The organism is Paenibacillus sp. BGI2013 (assembly GCF_002843485.1).
In the GTDB taxonomy this organism is placed as follows: Bacteria; Bacillota; Bacilli; order Paenibacillales; family Paenibacillaceae; genus Paenibacillus; species Paenibacillus amylolyticus.
This window is the reverse complement of the sequence record NZ_PJFA01000003.1, coordinates 321,848-339,755: the sequence shown is the minus strand read 5'-3', so window position 1 is coordinate 339,755 and position 17,908 is coordinate 321,848. Positions and strand designations below refer to the sequence as shown.

At 42.5% G+C, this 17,908-nt stretch carries 9 protein-coding genes; all 9 read right to left on the bottom strand.

What is annotated here, in order from left to right:
• Positions 1 to 7: 7 nt before the first annotated feature.
• The 9 genes from CXK86_RS08870 to CXK86_RS08830 all read right to left on the bottom strand — a co-directional run bounded on the left by CXK86_RS08870 (position 8) and on the right by CXK86_RS08830 (position 17,896).
• A complete protein-coding gene (locus CXK86_RS08870) occupies positions 8 to 799 on the bottom strand; it encodes a hypothetical protein (RefSeq protein ID WP_076251178.1) in 792 nt (263 codons plus the stop codon).
• 16 nt (positions 800 to 815) lie between these two features.
• Complete coding sequence (locus tag CXK86_RS08865; protein ID WP_076251177.1) at positions 816 to 1,769, bottom strand: hypothetical protein; 954 nt, start codon at positions 1,767 to 1,769, stop codon at positions 816 to 818.
• A 3-nt stretch (positions 1,770 to 1,772) separates the two neighbouring features.
• On the bottom strand, positions 1,773 to 2,837 hold the full coding sequence (locus CXK86_RS08860; protein ID WP_143781244.1) for a hypothetical protein: 1,065 nt from the start codon (positions 2,835 to 2,837) through the stop codon (positions 1,773 to 1,775).
• Between the two features lie 13 nt (positions 2,838 to 2,850).
• The gene (locus tag CXK86_RS08855) at positions 2,851 to 3,156 is read right to left on the bottom strand and encodes a hypothetical protein (protein ID WP_179087859.1); all 306 of its coding nucleotides are present in this window, start codon (positions 3,154 to 3,156) and stop codon (positions 2,851 to 2,853) included.
• Between the two features lie 46 nt (positions 3,157 to 3,202).
• The gene (locus tag CXK86_RS08850; protein WP_076251175.1) at positions 3,203 to 4,969 is read right to left on the bottom strand and encodes a hypothetical protein; all 1,767 of its coding nucleotides are present in this window, start codon (positions 4,967 to 4,969) and stop codon (positions 3,203 to 3,205) included.
• Between the two features lie 59 nt (positions 4,970 to 5,028).
• A complete protein-coding gene (locus tag CXK86_RS08845; RefSeq protein ID WP_076251173.1) occupies positions 5,029 to 6,162 on the bottom strand; it encodes a hypothetical protein in 1,134 nt (377 codons plus the stop codon).
• A gap of 16 nt (positions 6,163 to 6,178) precedes the next feature.
• Complete coding sequence (locus CXK86_RS08840) at positions 6,179 to 10,813, bottom strand: hypothetical protein (protein WP_076251171.1); 4,635 nt, start codon at positions 10,811 to 10,813, stop codon at positions 6,179 to 6,181.
• 45 nt (positions 10,814 to 10,858) lie between these two features.
• Complete coding sequence (locus CXK86_RS08835) at positions 10,859 to 16,657, bottom strand: hypothetical protein (RefSeq protein ID WP_076251170.1); 5,799 nt, start codon at positions 16,655 to 16,657, stop codon at positions 10,859 to 10,861.
• A gap of 102 nt (positions 16,658 to 16,759) precedes the next feature.
• A complete protein-coding gene (locus CXK86_RS08830; RefSeq protein WP_036607790.1) occupies positions 16,760 to 17,896 on the bottom strand; it encodes a hypothetical protein in 1,137 nt (378 codons plus the stop codon).
• Positions 17,897 to 17,908 lie beyond the last annotated feature (12 nt).

Sequence of the window (17,908 nt, the reverse complement as noted above, 5' to 3'; positions counted from 1 at the left end):
CACCACCTTAATTCATCAGGACAGCAACCGTAGCGCCTGATAAAAAGCTCTGTCCACCAATCGACAGCGAGTATACCTTATATGTTTTAGTGCCCACTTTGATCTCATCTCCATGGGAAACCCCAGCAGAAGGTACCGCATAGATATCAATAAGTTCGCCTCTAGGGCCTTCCACACCATTACACATAATAACTGGAGCAAGATGATAAAGAGACCCCCACCCTGGATTAACAGGAAGCATGGCAGAGTAAGCATCATAAATGTTATTCACCATCTGTTTATCTTTATCACGCAACGTCCGAATACCATTATCCCCGTTGTAGCTGAGGCCAACACTCAAACTCGAGGAATCTGTCTCTGTGGCATACCTGTTCAGAATTCCGAAGTAACCCAGATTGGATATACCGGTAACCGAGTTCACATCCCCCTGCAAATAAATAATAATCCGGTTTGGTTGTACTGAAACTTGGTAATCGATTAATAGATTCGTATCAACGGCACTTGTATGACATAGGAAGTCCTTATTCACTTCGGCTCTGCCCAAAGGAATACTACCATCTGTTGCCATCACATCTTCAGCCACACTCACGGTCAATTTGTTTCCCGTAGTTCCCTTCGTGTTTCCAACCTCAAGTCTGAAGAACAGTTTATCTGAACCTGTTGTTCCCACTGATTTGAGCACGATCACACTCGCTGTCTCGTAAAATACGGACCAGGGAGATCCCGCAATCGTTTTAAAACCTTGAACAATATTCGCGAATAATTCATTCATCTTAACTTTGCCTGTGAAATTAACCATTCCTCATAAACACCTCCTATATTTGGAAAAGTAACGCTCTTTGTCCACCACCAAGCAGTCTGGCACCATGGAAGAACTTCGGCCTTGAATACACAGGAGCTAGGTTCGAATTGTAGTAATAACGTCCATAGTCTGTATTCGGATAATCCTGATCTACGACATGAAACACGTAATACTTGCCATCATTGCCAAGATCGAGGATCGATCCGTCCGGGTGCTGCGCACTGTTTTTAAATACAATGGAACGCATACCCTTGAATTCACCCCTAGCTCCTTCAGATGGATGATAGACCATAAAAGGTGTAACATAGTATCTTGAACCTACACCTGGAGAAGGGATGGACTCTGTCCCAAAATTGTACAGTGCGTACTCCGTTCCATTCCGTGAAGTCATCACGACACCTCTCGGTGTATCATATTGATCTGATATGTTGTTATCCGAAGCGGATAAAGGCATATGTGGAAAAACGCCATAAAATTTATTGGCAATCGCCGGGTCCTCTTGCTCTAATGGCTGGCATTTACCTAGGAATATTCGTACCGGGTAAGCTCTTTCCGGATAGTTCAGACTCTCTCCATGGATAAACAGGATATCCTCATTCGTAATTACAGACCACTTATAGTTCACATTATACTGTACGTTATGACACAAAAATGGCGTTTCCGTCATGAATTTATCTGTGTCCACTGGCGAATTTACGAATAGATCTGGTGATGCCACATTGCTTCCCAGGTTCTTCAGTCCCCAGCGAATGTTGACTCCTCTGGCGTGCGCCCATACACACATGGTAAAACGCATGGATGTATTTTTTTTATTGGTAAGCAGCGCATTGCCCCAGTTGGCATAAGTCGTTTCGGCCGTATGTATGGTATCCCAGTAAGGATCGAGTGCATCTTTCAATGTGTTAACAAGCGTTGAAGTAAATAAGCTTAGCGTACTGGTAAACTCGTGTCTGCGAATCATGGTCATGCACTACACCTCCTTCTCGATCTCGAATAGCAGCACCCGTTGTCCGCCACCGAGAAGTAACGCTGAATCGAAGAAGTAGGGTTGACCATTGTAGTAAGCTCCATTAGTTGCAAAAAATCCCTGATGAGTTGCCGGATGCTGCTGAACATTCACATGGAATACATAATAGCGCTCATCCCCCAGGTCAAGAATTGAACCATCCGGGTACATACTCGAATTTCTTAGTACGGCAGTACGTATACCGAAGAACTCTCCCCTTACTCCTTCCGTTCCATGCCAGACATAAAAAGGAGAGATAAAGTACCTTCCACCTAAACCCGGAGAAGGAACTTGAGAACTCGTTGAGAAATGATATAACGCATTACTTGTACCATTTCTTGATGTCCTCACGTAGCCTCTGCCTGTATTATGCTTCAATTCAACACCAGCAATATTCATCCCAACTGGATAATGACCAAAAATTCCCACAAAGTCATTTGCCACAAGTGGATCTTCTTCCTCAAAAGGCTTCATTCTGCCAAGATATAATCTAACAGGATAGGCTGCATCGCCAATGTAATTTTGTGCCTCACCAAATAAATAGATGTAATTAAAATTAGTGAATAGAGTCCACTTCCAGTAAACATTAGGAGCATTAGATAAATTTGAATACGCTTCGTTAATACAAGTATTCAGAGGAATTTCGGTTACAGCTCCTACATTGGTATAAAGATCAGGTTTCACAATCGAACCATTATTTCTCAAACCTGTTCTAAGCATATAACTCCTAGTGCAATCTCTGCTGTAATTGGGTGTATAGAACCTAGAAACATTCATACTAATTGTGAAGAACATACTTGGATCTTTTATATTTTGAGCCGTAAGAGTGCCCAGATTTGCATCACTCCTACTAGGATGAGTCCAACTCCTTGGAATTGAATATTCATTAGATGGTTCATAAGTCCAGTTCCAATGTATATCCCCATATAAATCTTGACTAACTGTTTTGTAAAGCTCTGCAATCAAATTAGAAGAATAAGAATAAAACTCATAGCGACGCAGGGCACCTAACAAAATATTTTCAGCCAACTATCCCACCTCCTTAAGCACCAAATCGGATTTTCATTTCGTGAAAGATGTTCTCTTTAAGTACGGTTAACAAGACTGTTTTCACCATGTCACTTCTCTCTGTTATGAAATTCTCTTGATAAGACTGCTCTTTGTCCCCAGCTCCATCCTCTGTCTCCACACCACTAGCAGCCTCATGAATTTCAGGTAGCCCTTTAAGTGAAGGCAGAAACTTATGAGCCACATTATCAAACAGAATATTGCTTTCAAAAGCAAAGATTAGAATTTCAATTTCCTCTGTACTGAATGGCTCTAAGTGATTGCCCACTAATTTATCCATGATGGTATGTAGTGCAAACTTCACATCCTGCACGGTCCTCGTCACGTCAAATCACAACCTTTCTAATTTTTACTTGTTTGATGTTACCGCTAGCATCATATTCAAATCCCTTCTGAACTCCTTGGCCGTCATAGATCAAGGTCTCAGTCTTAACGGTACCATCTGCATTGTAAGTAAACGATGTTTTCTTCAATAGCTGTGGAGTCAAATCTAATGAGAACACTTCTTCTGACTCAATGTCACCATTAGAGAAGTAGTTATATATGACATCCAGCTCAAGTGTACTTCCTTCAAGAAAGACAAGTCTCCTCCGGATGTCCGTGTCATCGAAGGTAGCACCTCCTTGAAGCACATAATACTCTGCACCATTGTTGATTTCGCGCAGTACTCTACCCGTAATGTCACGCTGATACTCAATGGACTTGATCTGTCCGTTACTCTCAGTAACCTCCTGTCGTTCCAGATTTCCATCCGGGCTATAGAAGTGCTCAATGGTCCGGTTGATCCCTCCATCAATCTTCTCCGTATGCACTTTTCCATCTGGATAATAGGTATATTCGGTTACCGAAGTGGTGTTAATAATTGACCCACGACCAATGACAGTTACTCGGGCTTCCTTGGGCACATCAAAAGTAAACCGTATAAGCGTATCATTATATTCAATGTAATCGTCTCCTGCATCCATGCGTATTCCATCCAGAAATACCTCTGCAGAATTTGAACCAATCACATATCTGGGCACTTGAAAATCTCTAGACATCGACAACCTGCTGTTAGGAGCAGAAGTAAAATGGAATACGGATTGATGCTCCATAGTGCCTTGACTCTCAGCGAGTTCAAGACGACTCTGCATGTTGTCGAGTCTGTCCTTGAGAGCATCATAGACTACTCCATTTTTATCTTTTTTTGAAGCCACAACTTCTTTAGCAGTTGCTTCTAATTGGACTTCCATCGCTTTGATCGCCGTATGATGTGTAGCAATTGTTGTGGTTTGCTCACCAACGTTTTTTTCCAGATCATCTACACGAATTCCCAATGCAGACATGTCATTTTCAACAGAACCCTTTGTTAAGAAATACCTGAAATCCAAAGCCGTGAGTGAAGTTGTTGGAGAAACTCCAACATCGAGTCCACCTATGATCATGGCATCCTTGGGCTCTTTTTGATCTGAGCTATAAGTGTACTCCCCATTTTCATGAAGAAAAATATAATATGTCGTATTGGCTTCAATGTCTGAAATGCTGAATGTCTGAGAAAACTGATCCACAATAACCTTGTTGATACTGGCTCGTCCTGCATTAATCGTAACTTGGACACTGTTATTTGCATCTAGGTACGTGGGGTTGGTAACACTGAGATCCTGAATGGGTTGCTTCACTACAACTTCAATCGCTTTCTCCAACGTGTCAAATCGATGATCTATGGATGCCTCTGCTCCACGTGCTTCTTTTATCTCCGTCTCCGCAAGACTCAATCTCTTTTCATGGTCATCCTGACTCTTGGAAATAGTATTGACATCTGCTCTTGCCGTCACAATATCCTGCTGAACATCATCCAATCGTGAGCTGTTTGAAATAACCTTAGTCTCGACATCGCCTAATCTCTGCTCATGATTTTTTACTGCGTCTCGGCTATCGTGTGCAGATTCTTCTACGAGTGTGATTCGATCACCTAGACTAAGCGCATTCCCTCTGGCTTCATCCAACTCTGCAAGATAGGAATCAATCTCATCATGCGTACGGACCCCAATATCACTTAATTCCTTATGACTCTTGGCGGATGATCGATGAGACTGGTTAATTCTTACTGACATTTGACCACCTCCATTCATGCCTTACATGATCTATACGTAATTACTCCAATACTAATAAGTCATATGTATGTCGAATACATCTGTAGCGAAAATTTGACCTGGGAAGCATACCTGTCTTGAGATTCTTCCCTTTCCATTCGCAGCCAGAATGGATAGGACGCTCCTGGTAGAATGGTAAACGCGGTGATCGAGTAGCTGAAAGACCCCGGAATGCCTTCAACATCAGGCGCAATCTGCACTTTATCCGTCCCGCTTGTGAGCGCAAAGGTTACATTTTTAAAGTCTCCTGATATCATGGGGTTCTTGGCAAACATTCGAACTTCTTGTGTAGCAGAACCACCTGCCGTTAAATAGCCTAGAAACCTATCCGTGTTGGGATAGAGAAGCACATCGAAATCTTCTCCTGTTTCAGGATTTGATTCTTTGTAATATAAATCTGGTGTAACCTCAAAATACATTAGGTCTCCCCTGTATAACTTTATAGAATCCATGGCCTGAAACCGATTTCCATCCGGAAGCCTAATCCCAAAATTGCCCTCAAACGGATATGAATATGGATCCATGTTAAAATGTACAACCGTTTCTTCAGATCGGCATACCCTGGACTCAAGCACAACACCATTCTGATCGATTAGATCAACCACAGTTCCTTTGGTTAGATTGTCTACGGTAATAGATGTTCCTTTGTTGATTCGAATATACTGAATATGCATGGGGTGATCCCCTTCACCCTTCAGATACAGACCAATTTTAGGGGCTCCCACCAGTTCTACAGAACCAATGATGTTCCAAATCATGCCATCATCCGACCAATACGCCGTATAATAGTTATAGTCTCGAATCAAACGTATCCACGGGTAAGTCTTCAGCAAAGGCTTTGGCAAGGACATATCCAAAAACTCTTCAATCTCCATGTAGTTATGTTCATCTACAAACACGATAACTCCACCGTAACATCCCTCTGTATCGGGATTGTAACTGTTCTTCACATCCATGACGAATTGCTTCATATCTGTCAGAGGTTTATAGAACATATACAGCGGATCTTGACCATGTTTGAGCACCAGGCTGCCACTACCCGCTTCATAGCGAGTAGCATCGTTAGGGAGTACTTCCCATTTGGAATCCAGGTTGGAGCTTACGAACGCATCCTCATAAATCCTGCCTGACTCTTTCAATCTCGCAACACCCATACAGAACCTCCTTTCTTTACGTGAATAACCAGATGCGTTTACCGATCACACACATCTTGGGCCTTGCTTTCCAAACTTCCAGCAAACATTTAATAAGCGCTTCAACACACTTGTCTCCCCCACCACCTTCGCAGTAAGGAATGACATAGACGTCATCACAGATCCAGTTGGTCAGTTCCATCCAATCCAGATTAGCGTATTCGTAACTACGCGTACCCACTTCCTGAAGTGAGGTGAACACCCATTTGAACTCATGTTTGCCTTTAGGCACTGGATGTGAAAATGTATAGTATCCACCCTCTTGAGTGAATGTTTTGATAAGCTCATCGTCAATGAAGAAATCCAGTTGACAATCAAACGGCTCAGGCACCCACACCCATCTTTCGTAGGCTTTGAAGTCATGCACCCGGAAGGTGGTCAGATATCGTTTTCCTGTCCAATCGCTGATTTGCCCCTTCTGATCTGTTGTAATCTCCACCTTATACTTGCTATAAGGCTTGGGAGCCAGATCATTCAGTTCGAAGCCACGATACCCATCCCCGTAATACTTTTCATCCCATAACACTTTTCCATCCTCGCGGGTAATTTTCACGCGCATATTACTGTTATCGCAGCCACCCATCCAGATCGGTTTATTATTCCAAACTTCAAAGTGAGTCACCTCAGCCCAGGATGGATCAACTTTGATAATATCATCAATATTCAGTTTCCCTCCCCAGATCATTGCGCCATCTCCCGGGCATCCTCGCTCGAATCGAACACGAACCTCGTAATTTTTTTTCTGATTTGAGGTATTTTCCACTTCAATAGAGATGATCTGGTCCTCTTCAGTTGTTACTTCTTTTATTGGAAGTAGTAATTGGCCGTTCTCAAAAGTTTCAATGACAATCTTTGTGCCAGAACACGCTCTGTGGTTATTCTTGTATAGACGAATAACATCTAGCCAAGCATGACTCCCACCATCTGGTGTTGTGGTATCTGGTGGATTCGATGGCTCTTGGCCTGGGTGAGGAGAATTGCCCTCAAGGAACATGTTTCCACTTGCATCAATACAGTAATTAGGCCATCTCTCGGAAAAACTACCTTCACTTAATGTAAATCCACCTGCATCAAGACCTGTCGCGTTGGTTGAGGTTTTATCTTTAATAAGTGTGTAAACCACTTTATATTTGTGTCCGGGTATTAATGAGTATGGGCTGTTAATGTGATCGCTAACTTTTTGACCATTTTCAACGGATATTTTAATCGGATTAAATTTGTTTTTTTCGTCTGTTAAATCAAACCACTGCACATTCACATAAGTTGTTCGATCCACTAAGACTGGATTTAGCAGTTTATTTTGATTCACACCATCGGGATCATCAGTGCGAACCACAAGGTCTTTGATGGCTGCGTAATAGTAATTACCTTCTCTTCCTCTTTCACGCCCATTATAAGTATCAGTAAGACCTATAATTAATGTATATTTCCCAGGTTTCTCAACTGTAATTGGAATAGAAAACTTTTCCGCTTTTTTCCATTTTGTTTCATCAATGCTTTTGCTATTATATCCTTTTTTATCTCCATAATTATCGTTACAATCAAGAATTGTTACCTCTTGACTTGCTTTGTCTTTAGGATAATAAGCAACCCTAAGTCGCCCTGCTTGAATTGAATCTTGAAACAGGTAACATAAATATTTGAATTTAATATCAAATGATTCAACACAATAGAATTCAAAAGTTATTTTCTTGGTATCTGGACCAAATAAACTATATTCAGGACTTTGAGGGTTGTCACCAGAAACATCCAATGAGTAATAGTCCACTGTACCATTTGATTTGTTGATAGTCTCAGCACGATCATATTTAGCACTCTTATTATTTAGTGCTCTCTTTACAAAGACTCTTCTCTTGGTAACCGGATAGACTGTCAACAATTCAGAATAATTAAAATTTCCAATCTTAGGGGCAGTAAACGTACGAACGATTGTCGATTTTTGCTTAGTAACACCCAAAGCGTACGCTTGACCAGAGGATGAGTAAACTTCACCTCTATTGATTGCATCAAACTTAGCAGCACGTGGCGAATGCCCTCCATATGATTTTTGCGCGTATTGGATGTTATCCGTTTTTGAATCTCCTGTATAACACTTCACTCCATATGGATCTTTCTTTGCACTGCCTTGCTGATCAGTTCCCGTACCTGTTCCAGCGGAATTTTCCGAACCCCCATCTCCGTTACCTGGCGTATATTTCTTACCGTCCCGGTATCTCCATCGGAATTGATGATTCCCCGAAGGTAGAGGATACATACAATTGGTCCCTTCTCTGTCATTCGACTGACTTCCTGTCCATACAGAGATACCATCAATTTGTAATTCCAATTTTTCTCCTGGATCAAATTGCCCTCCATATTGCCAACAGATGTAACCCGAATTGTCTAAATGCGCTTCAAAATCACATATAAAATCCTGATCATGGCCCTGTGCCCACATGACCCCATCGCCGTTAACAATTTTTTTCCACACCCAATTTCCAGAGAATCTCAACGATTCATGATACTTGCCTTCCTCATTAAACAATTCTTCGAAAACGTTAAAATCTCTTGTTACCCCCTTGTCTGGATCGTATGAAGAGTCCATCGCTGGATAGATACGCATATGCTCTTGAATGCTAAACTTAGCTCCAGGATTTAACTCTGCATTATATCTAATGGTATCACCATTTTTTTCAGTTCTAGCACCTGCATCTGTTACATCCCAACCACGTGTCACATCAACGTACGAACCTAAATCCGTTACTGTTCGATATGTATTGCCAGTATTGTTCCCGTACGTGAATAATTTTTCTATGTTATCGATGAAAGGCTGCTCAGTGTAATAATCTCGAATATAGAATTGGATAATGTTTAAACCTTCCTCTAGCGGAATTCGTATCTGCTCCCCCTGGCTATGCATCGTTGAATAGTATTCAAGCATGCCATTTACAGTCACCTCGAACGATTCCGTAGCTCGTAATTGATGAGAATAACTAAACAAAAACCAACCCTCATCTTGCAAGTTCACTTGGGTTTGAGCAATCATATCCCCTTCTATAGGTTCATCCAGTCTTAATACATTCCCTGATCTTACCCATGGCGGGCTGCCCGACATCTGCCACTGATAATTCCCAATCCCTTGACCATAAAGCGACGCTTCCCAATGATCAATCTCATACGTTGGACATATGACTTCAACTACACTTTTTAAATCTACAGTCGCCTCAGGGCCTGTTATAATTTCGTATTCAATTTTGGCTTGATTAGCTGTTGTTTCGGAATATTCCTCATTGAGATTCCACTCTACACCGTGTAAAGATTGAGCATGACTGCCATGACTGCTTTCTCCATGCTGAGTTCTGGATTCAAAAGTGTCATCAAAAAACAATTCATAATCTTTAGCTGGATAAGATTCTTTGTCTACTCCCATGTAGTAAGCAAAAGAAACTGTACCATCACATTCATTATCCAAATTCATTTTCATCGTCTTACTTCGCTCTTCATCTGTAATGAACTGAGCTTGAAAGTGGGCTTGTGCAATGCTTTGTGATGACTTTACATACCAATCACTATCACTTTGTTCCCCATCCAGATCAATATCCAGAGGTGCAGGCGGCTTACGTGTATCCACAATCTCAACGACTTCAACATCCTTAATATAGATGCCATTGTTCTGCCATACTTCAGGTCTCATTTTGCGAATTAACCAGTCGAACTTGTACATCTGTCCTGGCTGCAACGTAAAAGCCGCTTCCTGCCATCCGCTATTCTCGCTCCATTCACCTCCGACTTGCTGCCCATTAATATAGAACAGCATGCCATTACCGCGCTTGGCACTAGCCAGGTACTTGAACCTGATCTGTCCATAACGCTTCACACGCCAGTTAAATGTGATTTTGGATGAGTTGCCAATCTCCAGAAGCCCTAAATCCAGTTTTAAGATCATCTCTGATCCAGATTGTTCATTTCGGCCTACGGAGTGGACAGCTACCCATTCCTGATCCTCCGTCGATGATACATATCTGAAGAAATCAGGGAATTTATTCGAGAACGGGACGTCCTTTTTCATTGAAAAGAGTGGAATCTCATATACGGTTGCATCAAAATGATTAAAGTAATTCCCACTAAAATGATGGTAGTAGGGTGCCGGACAGACGGGCAATGATACACCATGATGACTACCGCCAGGCTTCTGAGCATTTTCAAGAATCTTGTGAATACAATCTTTAATCATCTGCAGTACTCGCTGATATTGTGTTTTATCTGGAGGCTGCTGCTGTTCTACCCACCATTCAATCCTGCGATACATATTCCACAGTGCTTCACGGCATCGTACACTCGCATACCACGACTTATCTTTCAGATATTGCTCAATGATTTGATCAATACTATTTTCCAGTGCATCCAATTGAACCGTCTGCCATCGTCCTATCTGACCGTAACCTGGATCACCCAGAATAGGATTATTTTCTTCACCATGCCGGTCCGTTTCACTCCTCGGTGCATTGGGACTCTGCGGTAAATACGCAGGGTTATTGGGGTTGCCGTAACTTTCGTCCGCAATCTTCGCTCTCATATTGGCGAACAATACACCTTTCTGTGACTTGGAGAACAAACCAAATGTATGACCCATACCAATCACCTCCCAATCTCTCTATACGACAAAAAGAGCACCGAGTTAATCGGTGCCCGTCAGATCATATTGCAATTTCGAATCTGTGTAGATCTGGAGTTTATTTTTCATGACCGACACGGACAATGTATACCATTTTTCCTTCTCCCACTTAAAGGGTTGCATCGGAGAACCCACTGCAGTTGGATTGCCAGCAACGATTTTATATAGCTGCATCGGCGTTCTCATATCCAGACTGTTATCGCTATCTCCTCCGTGAACCATAAACATCCAATAATTATTTTCATCGAAGTATTTGAAAATAATTCCTGCGCCATTCCCATCCGTACTTGCATCCACCTTGAAATCAATGGAGAACTTATACGTCTCAGCCAGGAAATTATTGCGGTACCATCCACTGATGTCCTTCGTATCTGCCTTAGAATAAAACTTTCCAAGCAATTGATCCCGATCCCAATCGCCTTGACCGAATTTAGTCCAATCGTCAGACTGGGATAATTCCAGCGCATCCATATCCTTGGAATACGGATAGTACACATTAAATGGATCATTCGGATCATAGTCCTCCGGCACACCCAAACCACCTTCCCAATCTTCAGGATCCATCCCTCGATCGAGCAGATCTTCCGAGTAATCGAATATGAGACCCTGTGCCATGGTGTCCATCATCGGAATGTAAGCATCAGCGGATTCCCGTTCAGCCACCGGATGATCATTCAGTGTGAAGCTCTCACGTGGTTCCATCTTGGCTTCGTGATACATTTCCATAAGATGAGCTGTTCTCTCGGGAAGAAAAGCGTGCAACTGTTCCAGATACTCTGCTCGTTTCTCAGGTCTTTCAGCGAAAATAAAACCTGTGATGACTTGAGAACAGCGTTCTTCAAATGAAGCCATGAGAGAATCAGGATCTTCAATTTCAGACAATCTGGCGTTTGCTGTTCCAGTCGGCAACTCTCTTGCAATGCTAGATTCACGTTCCTCAGTTATCCCTTTAAAAACATCTTCACTAAGATAACCCGGGTCTATTAACTTACTGCCAAAGCTCTGGCCGTCATTAACAACGTAACTTGTGTATGGCAGACTATTTCCGTAACTTAACTCGTCTCCTGAGAATGCAAACCTCTGAAGCGTGGTCCCGTATATCCCATCGAAATGCTCACCAGCTCGCTCACCCCCAACGCCACTTTCCATTTCATGTGAATGACCATATCGATCTATTTTCTCCGCTGCGAACTGCTCCCAATCCAGAGTCGTGCTTCTTAACAAGTTCATTCCAGAATCCAATTGATGGTTATACGCGTCATAAGAACTTCTGGAGCTCATGAACGAATTATCTTCAATATGAACGTCTCTCGTTTTAAGGTAAGCATATTCGCTTCGGATCAGGTCTAGCTGTTTATATTGGAAGCCAACCAGTTCCATGTCCAAAATGGATTCATTAAATTCCTTGTTTCCGTAGAACATGTCCTGATCCAACGATCCATTTCGCAGTTTCACTACATCATTGATCGTCTCATGGGTATGCGCCCATCTTTCAGCTTTTACCCCCAAAAGGTTGTCATGAAGGAATGCTGACCTATCCTCTTTATTTAACTCAAGCGTTTGGATCAAATCAGCTTCATTACCGTTTTTAAACGCATGAATTTGCTCATCAATAGTGGATTCTTTGGCATTTTTCAGACCGTACATGTTCTCTTCCAAATATCCATATTGCGGTTTGTCGGCGAGCAGATTCTCTTCCATATTGCCGTACTGGGGTTTGTCCGCTGAGAGTACAATCTCTGTTGTTCCATACTTCAAGTTTGTTCCACCAACAATCTCAACCGGAACATCACCGTACTTCAGATTTGTTCCGCCAACAATCTCTACAGGTATATCTCCATAAGTGAGCCCCGTCCCACCCACAGATTCCACTGGAACATCTGCATATTTCAGATTTGTACCGCCTAGTGGTAACGTGAGGTCAAGGTAACCATTTTGCGGTTTATCCGCTATAAGTTGTTCTTCAAGATTAGCAATCTTTTCAATCGTGCTATCAGTTGTCTCATGAAGGTAAGCGTCATGAGTATGCTTGTATGCAAGAATCACATCATGATCCAGTGCTGAATCCTTTTTACTCTTTATCGAATCATAGATCAGTTCGACCAAGTCAGTATCTCTGATACCTTTACCACCGTACCAACCCTCACCATGCAATTCACTCAAGCGTAACTTGACAACTTCACTCTCAATTTCATGAACTGATGCCTCTTTCACGATTCTTGTAAAATGGTTATCTTCAAGCATGAGGGATAATCTGTTCATGTTATCCGAAATGATTTCAACGTTCAATTGTCCTTTGCGCATGATTGAATGAGCCGTCAGCATATCGTCAAGATTCGCAGATTTCATTACAGTAGTGGCTAGAGATATCTCATCTTGCACCGATCCATATTGATCTACCCTAATCGCTTCAGGAGTAATATTTACCAACGTGGATTCCCAAGCTTGCCGCATACCTTCGTTAAACTCAATATCCATCGCACCTTCTCTTGCCCACGATGAACCAAGCGTATATCCAATCTCAGCTACTCCATCTCGATATTTCGAGCTGCTTATGGAATAATCCTCGCTGAGCAGCGCAGATCTCCATTTCAAAGTCGCCAGTGAGTAATCTATATCAATAGCTGCCTGACGTGGTTCAATCATGCCAATAGAATAGCTCTCATTCAAATACAACTGTCTGATCTTGGCTGTGCCTATGGAGTACTCACCACTGATTAAACCTTCTCTTATTGGATTAGTAGCCATAAGTTGTTGATCATACGAGTATCCATCACGAGTCTTTGACGTTCCAATAGCATATTCGCTGTTCAAAAGCATCTGGCGTAAGTTCGTGCCACCCATGGTATATTCATCATCAATTATTCCATATCGATACCGGGAAACCCCGCCCATATTAAATTCGGTATGAATCACACTCTCACGGTTCATGTTGGAACTCACGATATGATGGTCGAGAGCCATTCCGTCCCGTTTATATTTTGCGCCTATCCCGTACTCATCAAAGGTTTGTCCTCTGCGTTCAACTTGACTTCCTTCATACGCTGGGTCATCCGGGAATAATCCCCCTCCAGGATTCAGGTAACCTAATGAATCTTCAAACTCAATAATAGCCGGTCTTGCATTAAAATCTGCGCCGTAAATGACTTCCGTAATTTCGCCATGCTGATCTTCCTTTACTTTCACTCCCTCGAAAACGTCTGTCTCTAGAGTAGAATTACGTCTGTTCAGTTCAGCCGATCGAGATTCATCCTCAAGTACTGTTATGCTCAAATCTTTGGATGCTTCTGAGAGTTCCGTCCCTATATCACCAAGCTGAGATTCCTTCGCACCTTCGAAATTAAAGGAAATGATGCCTGATCTGCTTCCTTCTTTATCAGCTGTTAAGATCCCACAATCGATTAACGCATCTACCCGCTCTCTAACCCCAGCCAAAAACGGTTCATCAAAATAAACCGAAGCGTCTGCATTATTCACAGCTTCCATCATCATTTCCAGGATGACTGCCGGACTGTTCTCCAAGATCTCCCCTACGATAAATTCCTCGTCCAGATATCCAGGGTATGCTTTATTCCCCAACCATCCTCCACCAACCAAATTGTCCAAAAGCTCATCCCGAATCATGGTTGGTCGACTATTATCTCGGATGGATTGCAGGGTCGTTTCCAGATGTAGCTTTTTACGATCTCTATGTGATACAAGTGGTTTCTCTGTCAGATGTACATGCTTCTGTTCGTCGTTCTTTCCATACGAATTTAGCTTTTCGAGCATGGTAGAACGTAATAATTCTTTGTCAGCCAAATGGTCCTCAGACTCAGGTAACCACAAATCATGAGCCAACGCTCTTTCTGCCGTTGTTGAACCAGCCGTATAACTTTCAAAGGATGCTTTTCTTTCTGCACCTTCTTCGCTATTCGGGATGAACAAATTCCTTTTTTCTGTTTTTGCAGTATGGAACTTGTCCTCAATATAGCTATCGAACTTGCTTTCCCTTTCACCAAGTGATTGCTTGTTGAGTATTTCAAGAGCCTCTGCAGTCACTCGTTTGCCTAACCTACTCTCCCTCTCTACATACCCAGGAACCTTACTGATCCTTCTGCTCTCCTGCAAATCTCTGAAAACAAAACCGTGCTCCTTACTTTCACGATAAGCCTGTTCTGCATGACGGTCCACCTCACTATGAACCACATAAATTCGTCGTGCCTTAGGATGCTCGTGCTCAATATACATTTTCTCCAAATAAACTCTTTGCCCCGTAGTCAGATCACCCATGACGTTCATATCTTCCGCTTGATCTCGAACAGCCCAAGGAAATTGCCTTTCCACATCCGTAATAGTCCCTATATCTCTGGATGCCAAAATGATACCGGATGCTGTAGTTGCCGGATGTTTGTCTATAATTCTGTGAGCTTGGAGCGGATGCCAAAGGGTATCACTCGGACGAAAGACTAACGCATTTCGATGTTGGTCACGGCTGCTTTGACTGAGATCATCATGAAAGTAAAGTTGCTTGTTGACTTCTCGCGTACTTCTCATTTCGGTATGTAGAACAGTCGGGTACTGACGATCCTTCAGTTTGGCAAGTACATTCTCGTGAGTTGTCATTTCATTCTTAATAACCCTCGTAGCATGATTCAGTTGTGAAAGAAACATATTCTCTTCGTTGTCTCTCATTGCTTGAACAATTTTGCCTGTAGTCGTTCCACCAAACGTTGTTGCTCGCACAGCTGTTCCCAGTGTCTGCATGAGTGTCAATTGTGAAATGTTATCCACTCTTTGGGCTAACGGCAACGTCCGATCAAGGTGCATATACTTTATTTCCTGAAATCTACGAATATAAGCAGTCGACATATCAGAGAGAATGGATAATTGCTGATGATCATCTACCCTTTTCCCAATCATGGTAGCTTGTTCAGCAAATGTTTCTTTATGAACATCACGTAAACCTAGCAGATCCTGATATAGAATTTCCACGTCTTGTTTGCTTACCTTCCGGGATTGAAGGCTTCTCTCCAGTTCTGTACTTCTGAAGTGGTCTTGAATGGCTTCTAACAAAAAGTCATTTTGTGCCCGGCGTCCAATGATCTTCTCCACTTTCTCGAAAACCTCTGCCACATCCATATCCGGTTTATCGTTTCGAACAGAGTGTATCAATTGTTTAATCACCAGTTCAGAGCTGTTATCTTGCTCTGCACTATCTGCATAGTCCGCAATCATCCCAAATTCACTAACCCTGAAACTGATTTTTCCAGGCTCCAGCTTATCCAGATTCTTAACAAAGTTACGAGTTAAACCCAAATTACGGACAATCTTCAGCTCTTTATCGTTATCTACGCGCCAGCCCTCTGACATATCTTCAGGAATGAATGAGTCCTTTAAACCTCCGGGTCTGTGGCCCTCATCTTGATGATCCATCTCCAAAGCTTCAATTAACGCAGACCGCTGCATTTCAAACGAAAATTCCATGACATCGCCTTGCTTGGTACCTGAGCTCGATCCTTCCATGGAACTGTGCAGAAGTCCTTCTTTATCCTGTTTAGCTTCACTTAGGACAATAAATCGTTCTTCTCCTTCCAGATCCTTGCGAATCGCTTCCACAAGTTGATGATTAAATCCATGTGAGATCGATCTTGCCATGTAAAAATCAAGCATCAGGACACTTGGATACCGGCTGTAAGGCATGTATATAAATCGATAATCCTCAGGCCTGCTTCCTGTAGTTCCGACTGTAAACAGGTAACCGTACTGAGTTGTCGTGTAATCTATAACGGTGAAATCAAACTTATTGACTACTTGACTCACGTTACTGCCCCCTTCCAACTAAAAAAAAGGGAACCCCTGAGTGGAGTCTCAGAAAGTTCCCTCTCACTGAATCTATACGACTCAGTTTTGATTCAGTTTAACTTACGCCGTATAACGGACTTCCTTCAGAATAGCCACACCCATACGTTGGTTGGCAGACAGATTCATGAAATTCTGCGCTGTATCGGTATCGAAGTAACGATACACTTCTTGGTCCCAAGACTTGCCTTCCACATCAATAATTAACTCATCCAGGTGAAGGATATTATGCTTCGTAACCGCGATGCAGTTGTCGAATTGACCGCGGTAGCCCTCGTAAGGGTGAACCACGTAGATCGGAGACAAGTGATATTTGGATGTCCATTTGGACGCCTGGAAGCCTTGAGGCTCCAGTTCCAACCCCGTATCCCCCAATTCCGGATCTTGATAAGCTTTCCCCTTCGGTGGAGCTTGAGTAATAAAGGAAGGATAGTGCTGCTGGAATTCAATACCTGATTTGGTTTTCAACATCTGAAGTGTGTTGTTACCTGCAGAAGTATATTGACCGTAGTAATACGTTCCTGTTGTTGCAATCTGAGAGATATCTGGTTCTTCGATTACTGCTCCAGCTGTCAGCATTACATTTCCGTCTACGTCATTCAGGTTGTATTTGAACGGTTTCAATGCACCTGCATACAGGAAGGATTTTTTGTAATCAAGGAAGTTTACTGCTGGGTCCGCAACGAGAACCATCGCCAAACGATTGTTCATGACATTTACATACATGTATACAGGTTTTTCTTTATTCCGATCCGTTGGTGTATAGTTTTCCAGTGCCCATTGGTAGAGTACCGGATGTCCTGTTAGCTTGAATGTAGGGCGAGTGGTAACTGGTAGTGTAGTTGGTTCGCTGCCTTCCAATCCTTCAAGCAGCTGAACAGTCAACGTACTATGCTCCTCATAGGCTGGAACTGGTGCAACGACGCGTGGTACCAGAGCATGATTAATGAAACTAACATAGAAATGTTTAGTAATCGGTGTTGCTTGTGTTCCAATGGTCATGATCCCGCGAAGAATAAGTTCCTGAATACGGTCACTACTGTCCTTTTCTTCGTAAAATACTTCCCACAGATTTTGTTCCTGAGACTCGCCTGCAGTGGATTCAAATGGGAAACTCTTAAACCCTGTAACTTCCTCTTTCAGTTTTGTCAACACGTCCTGTGAAGTAGTGATTGTTTCTACATATTTAAAATTTGCCATTATGTAATCCTC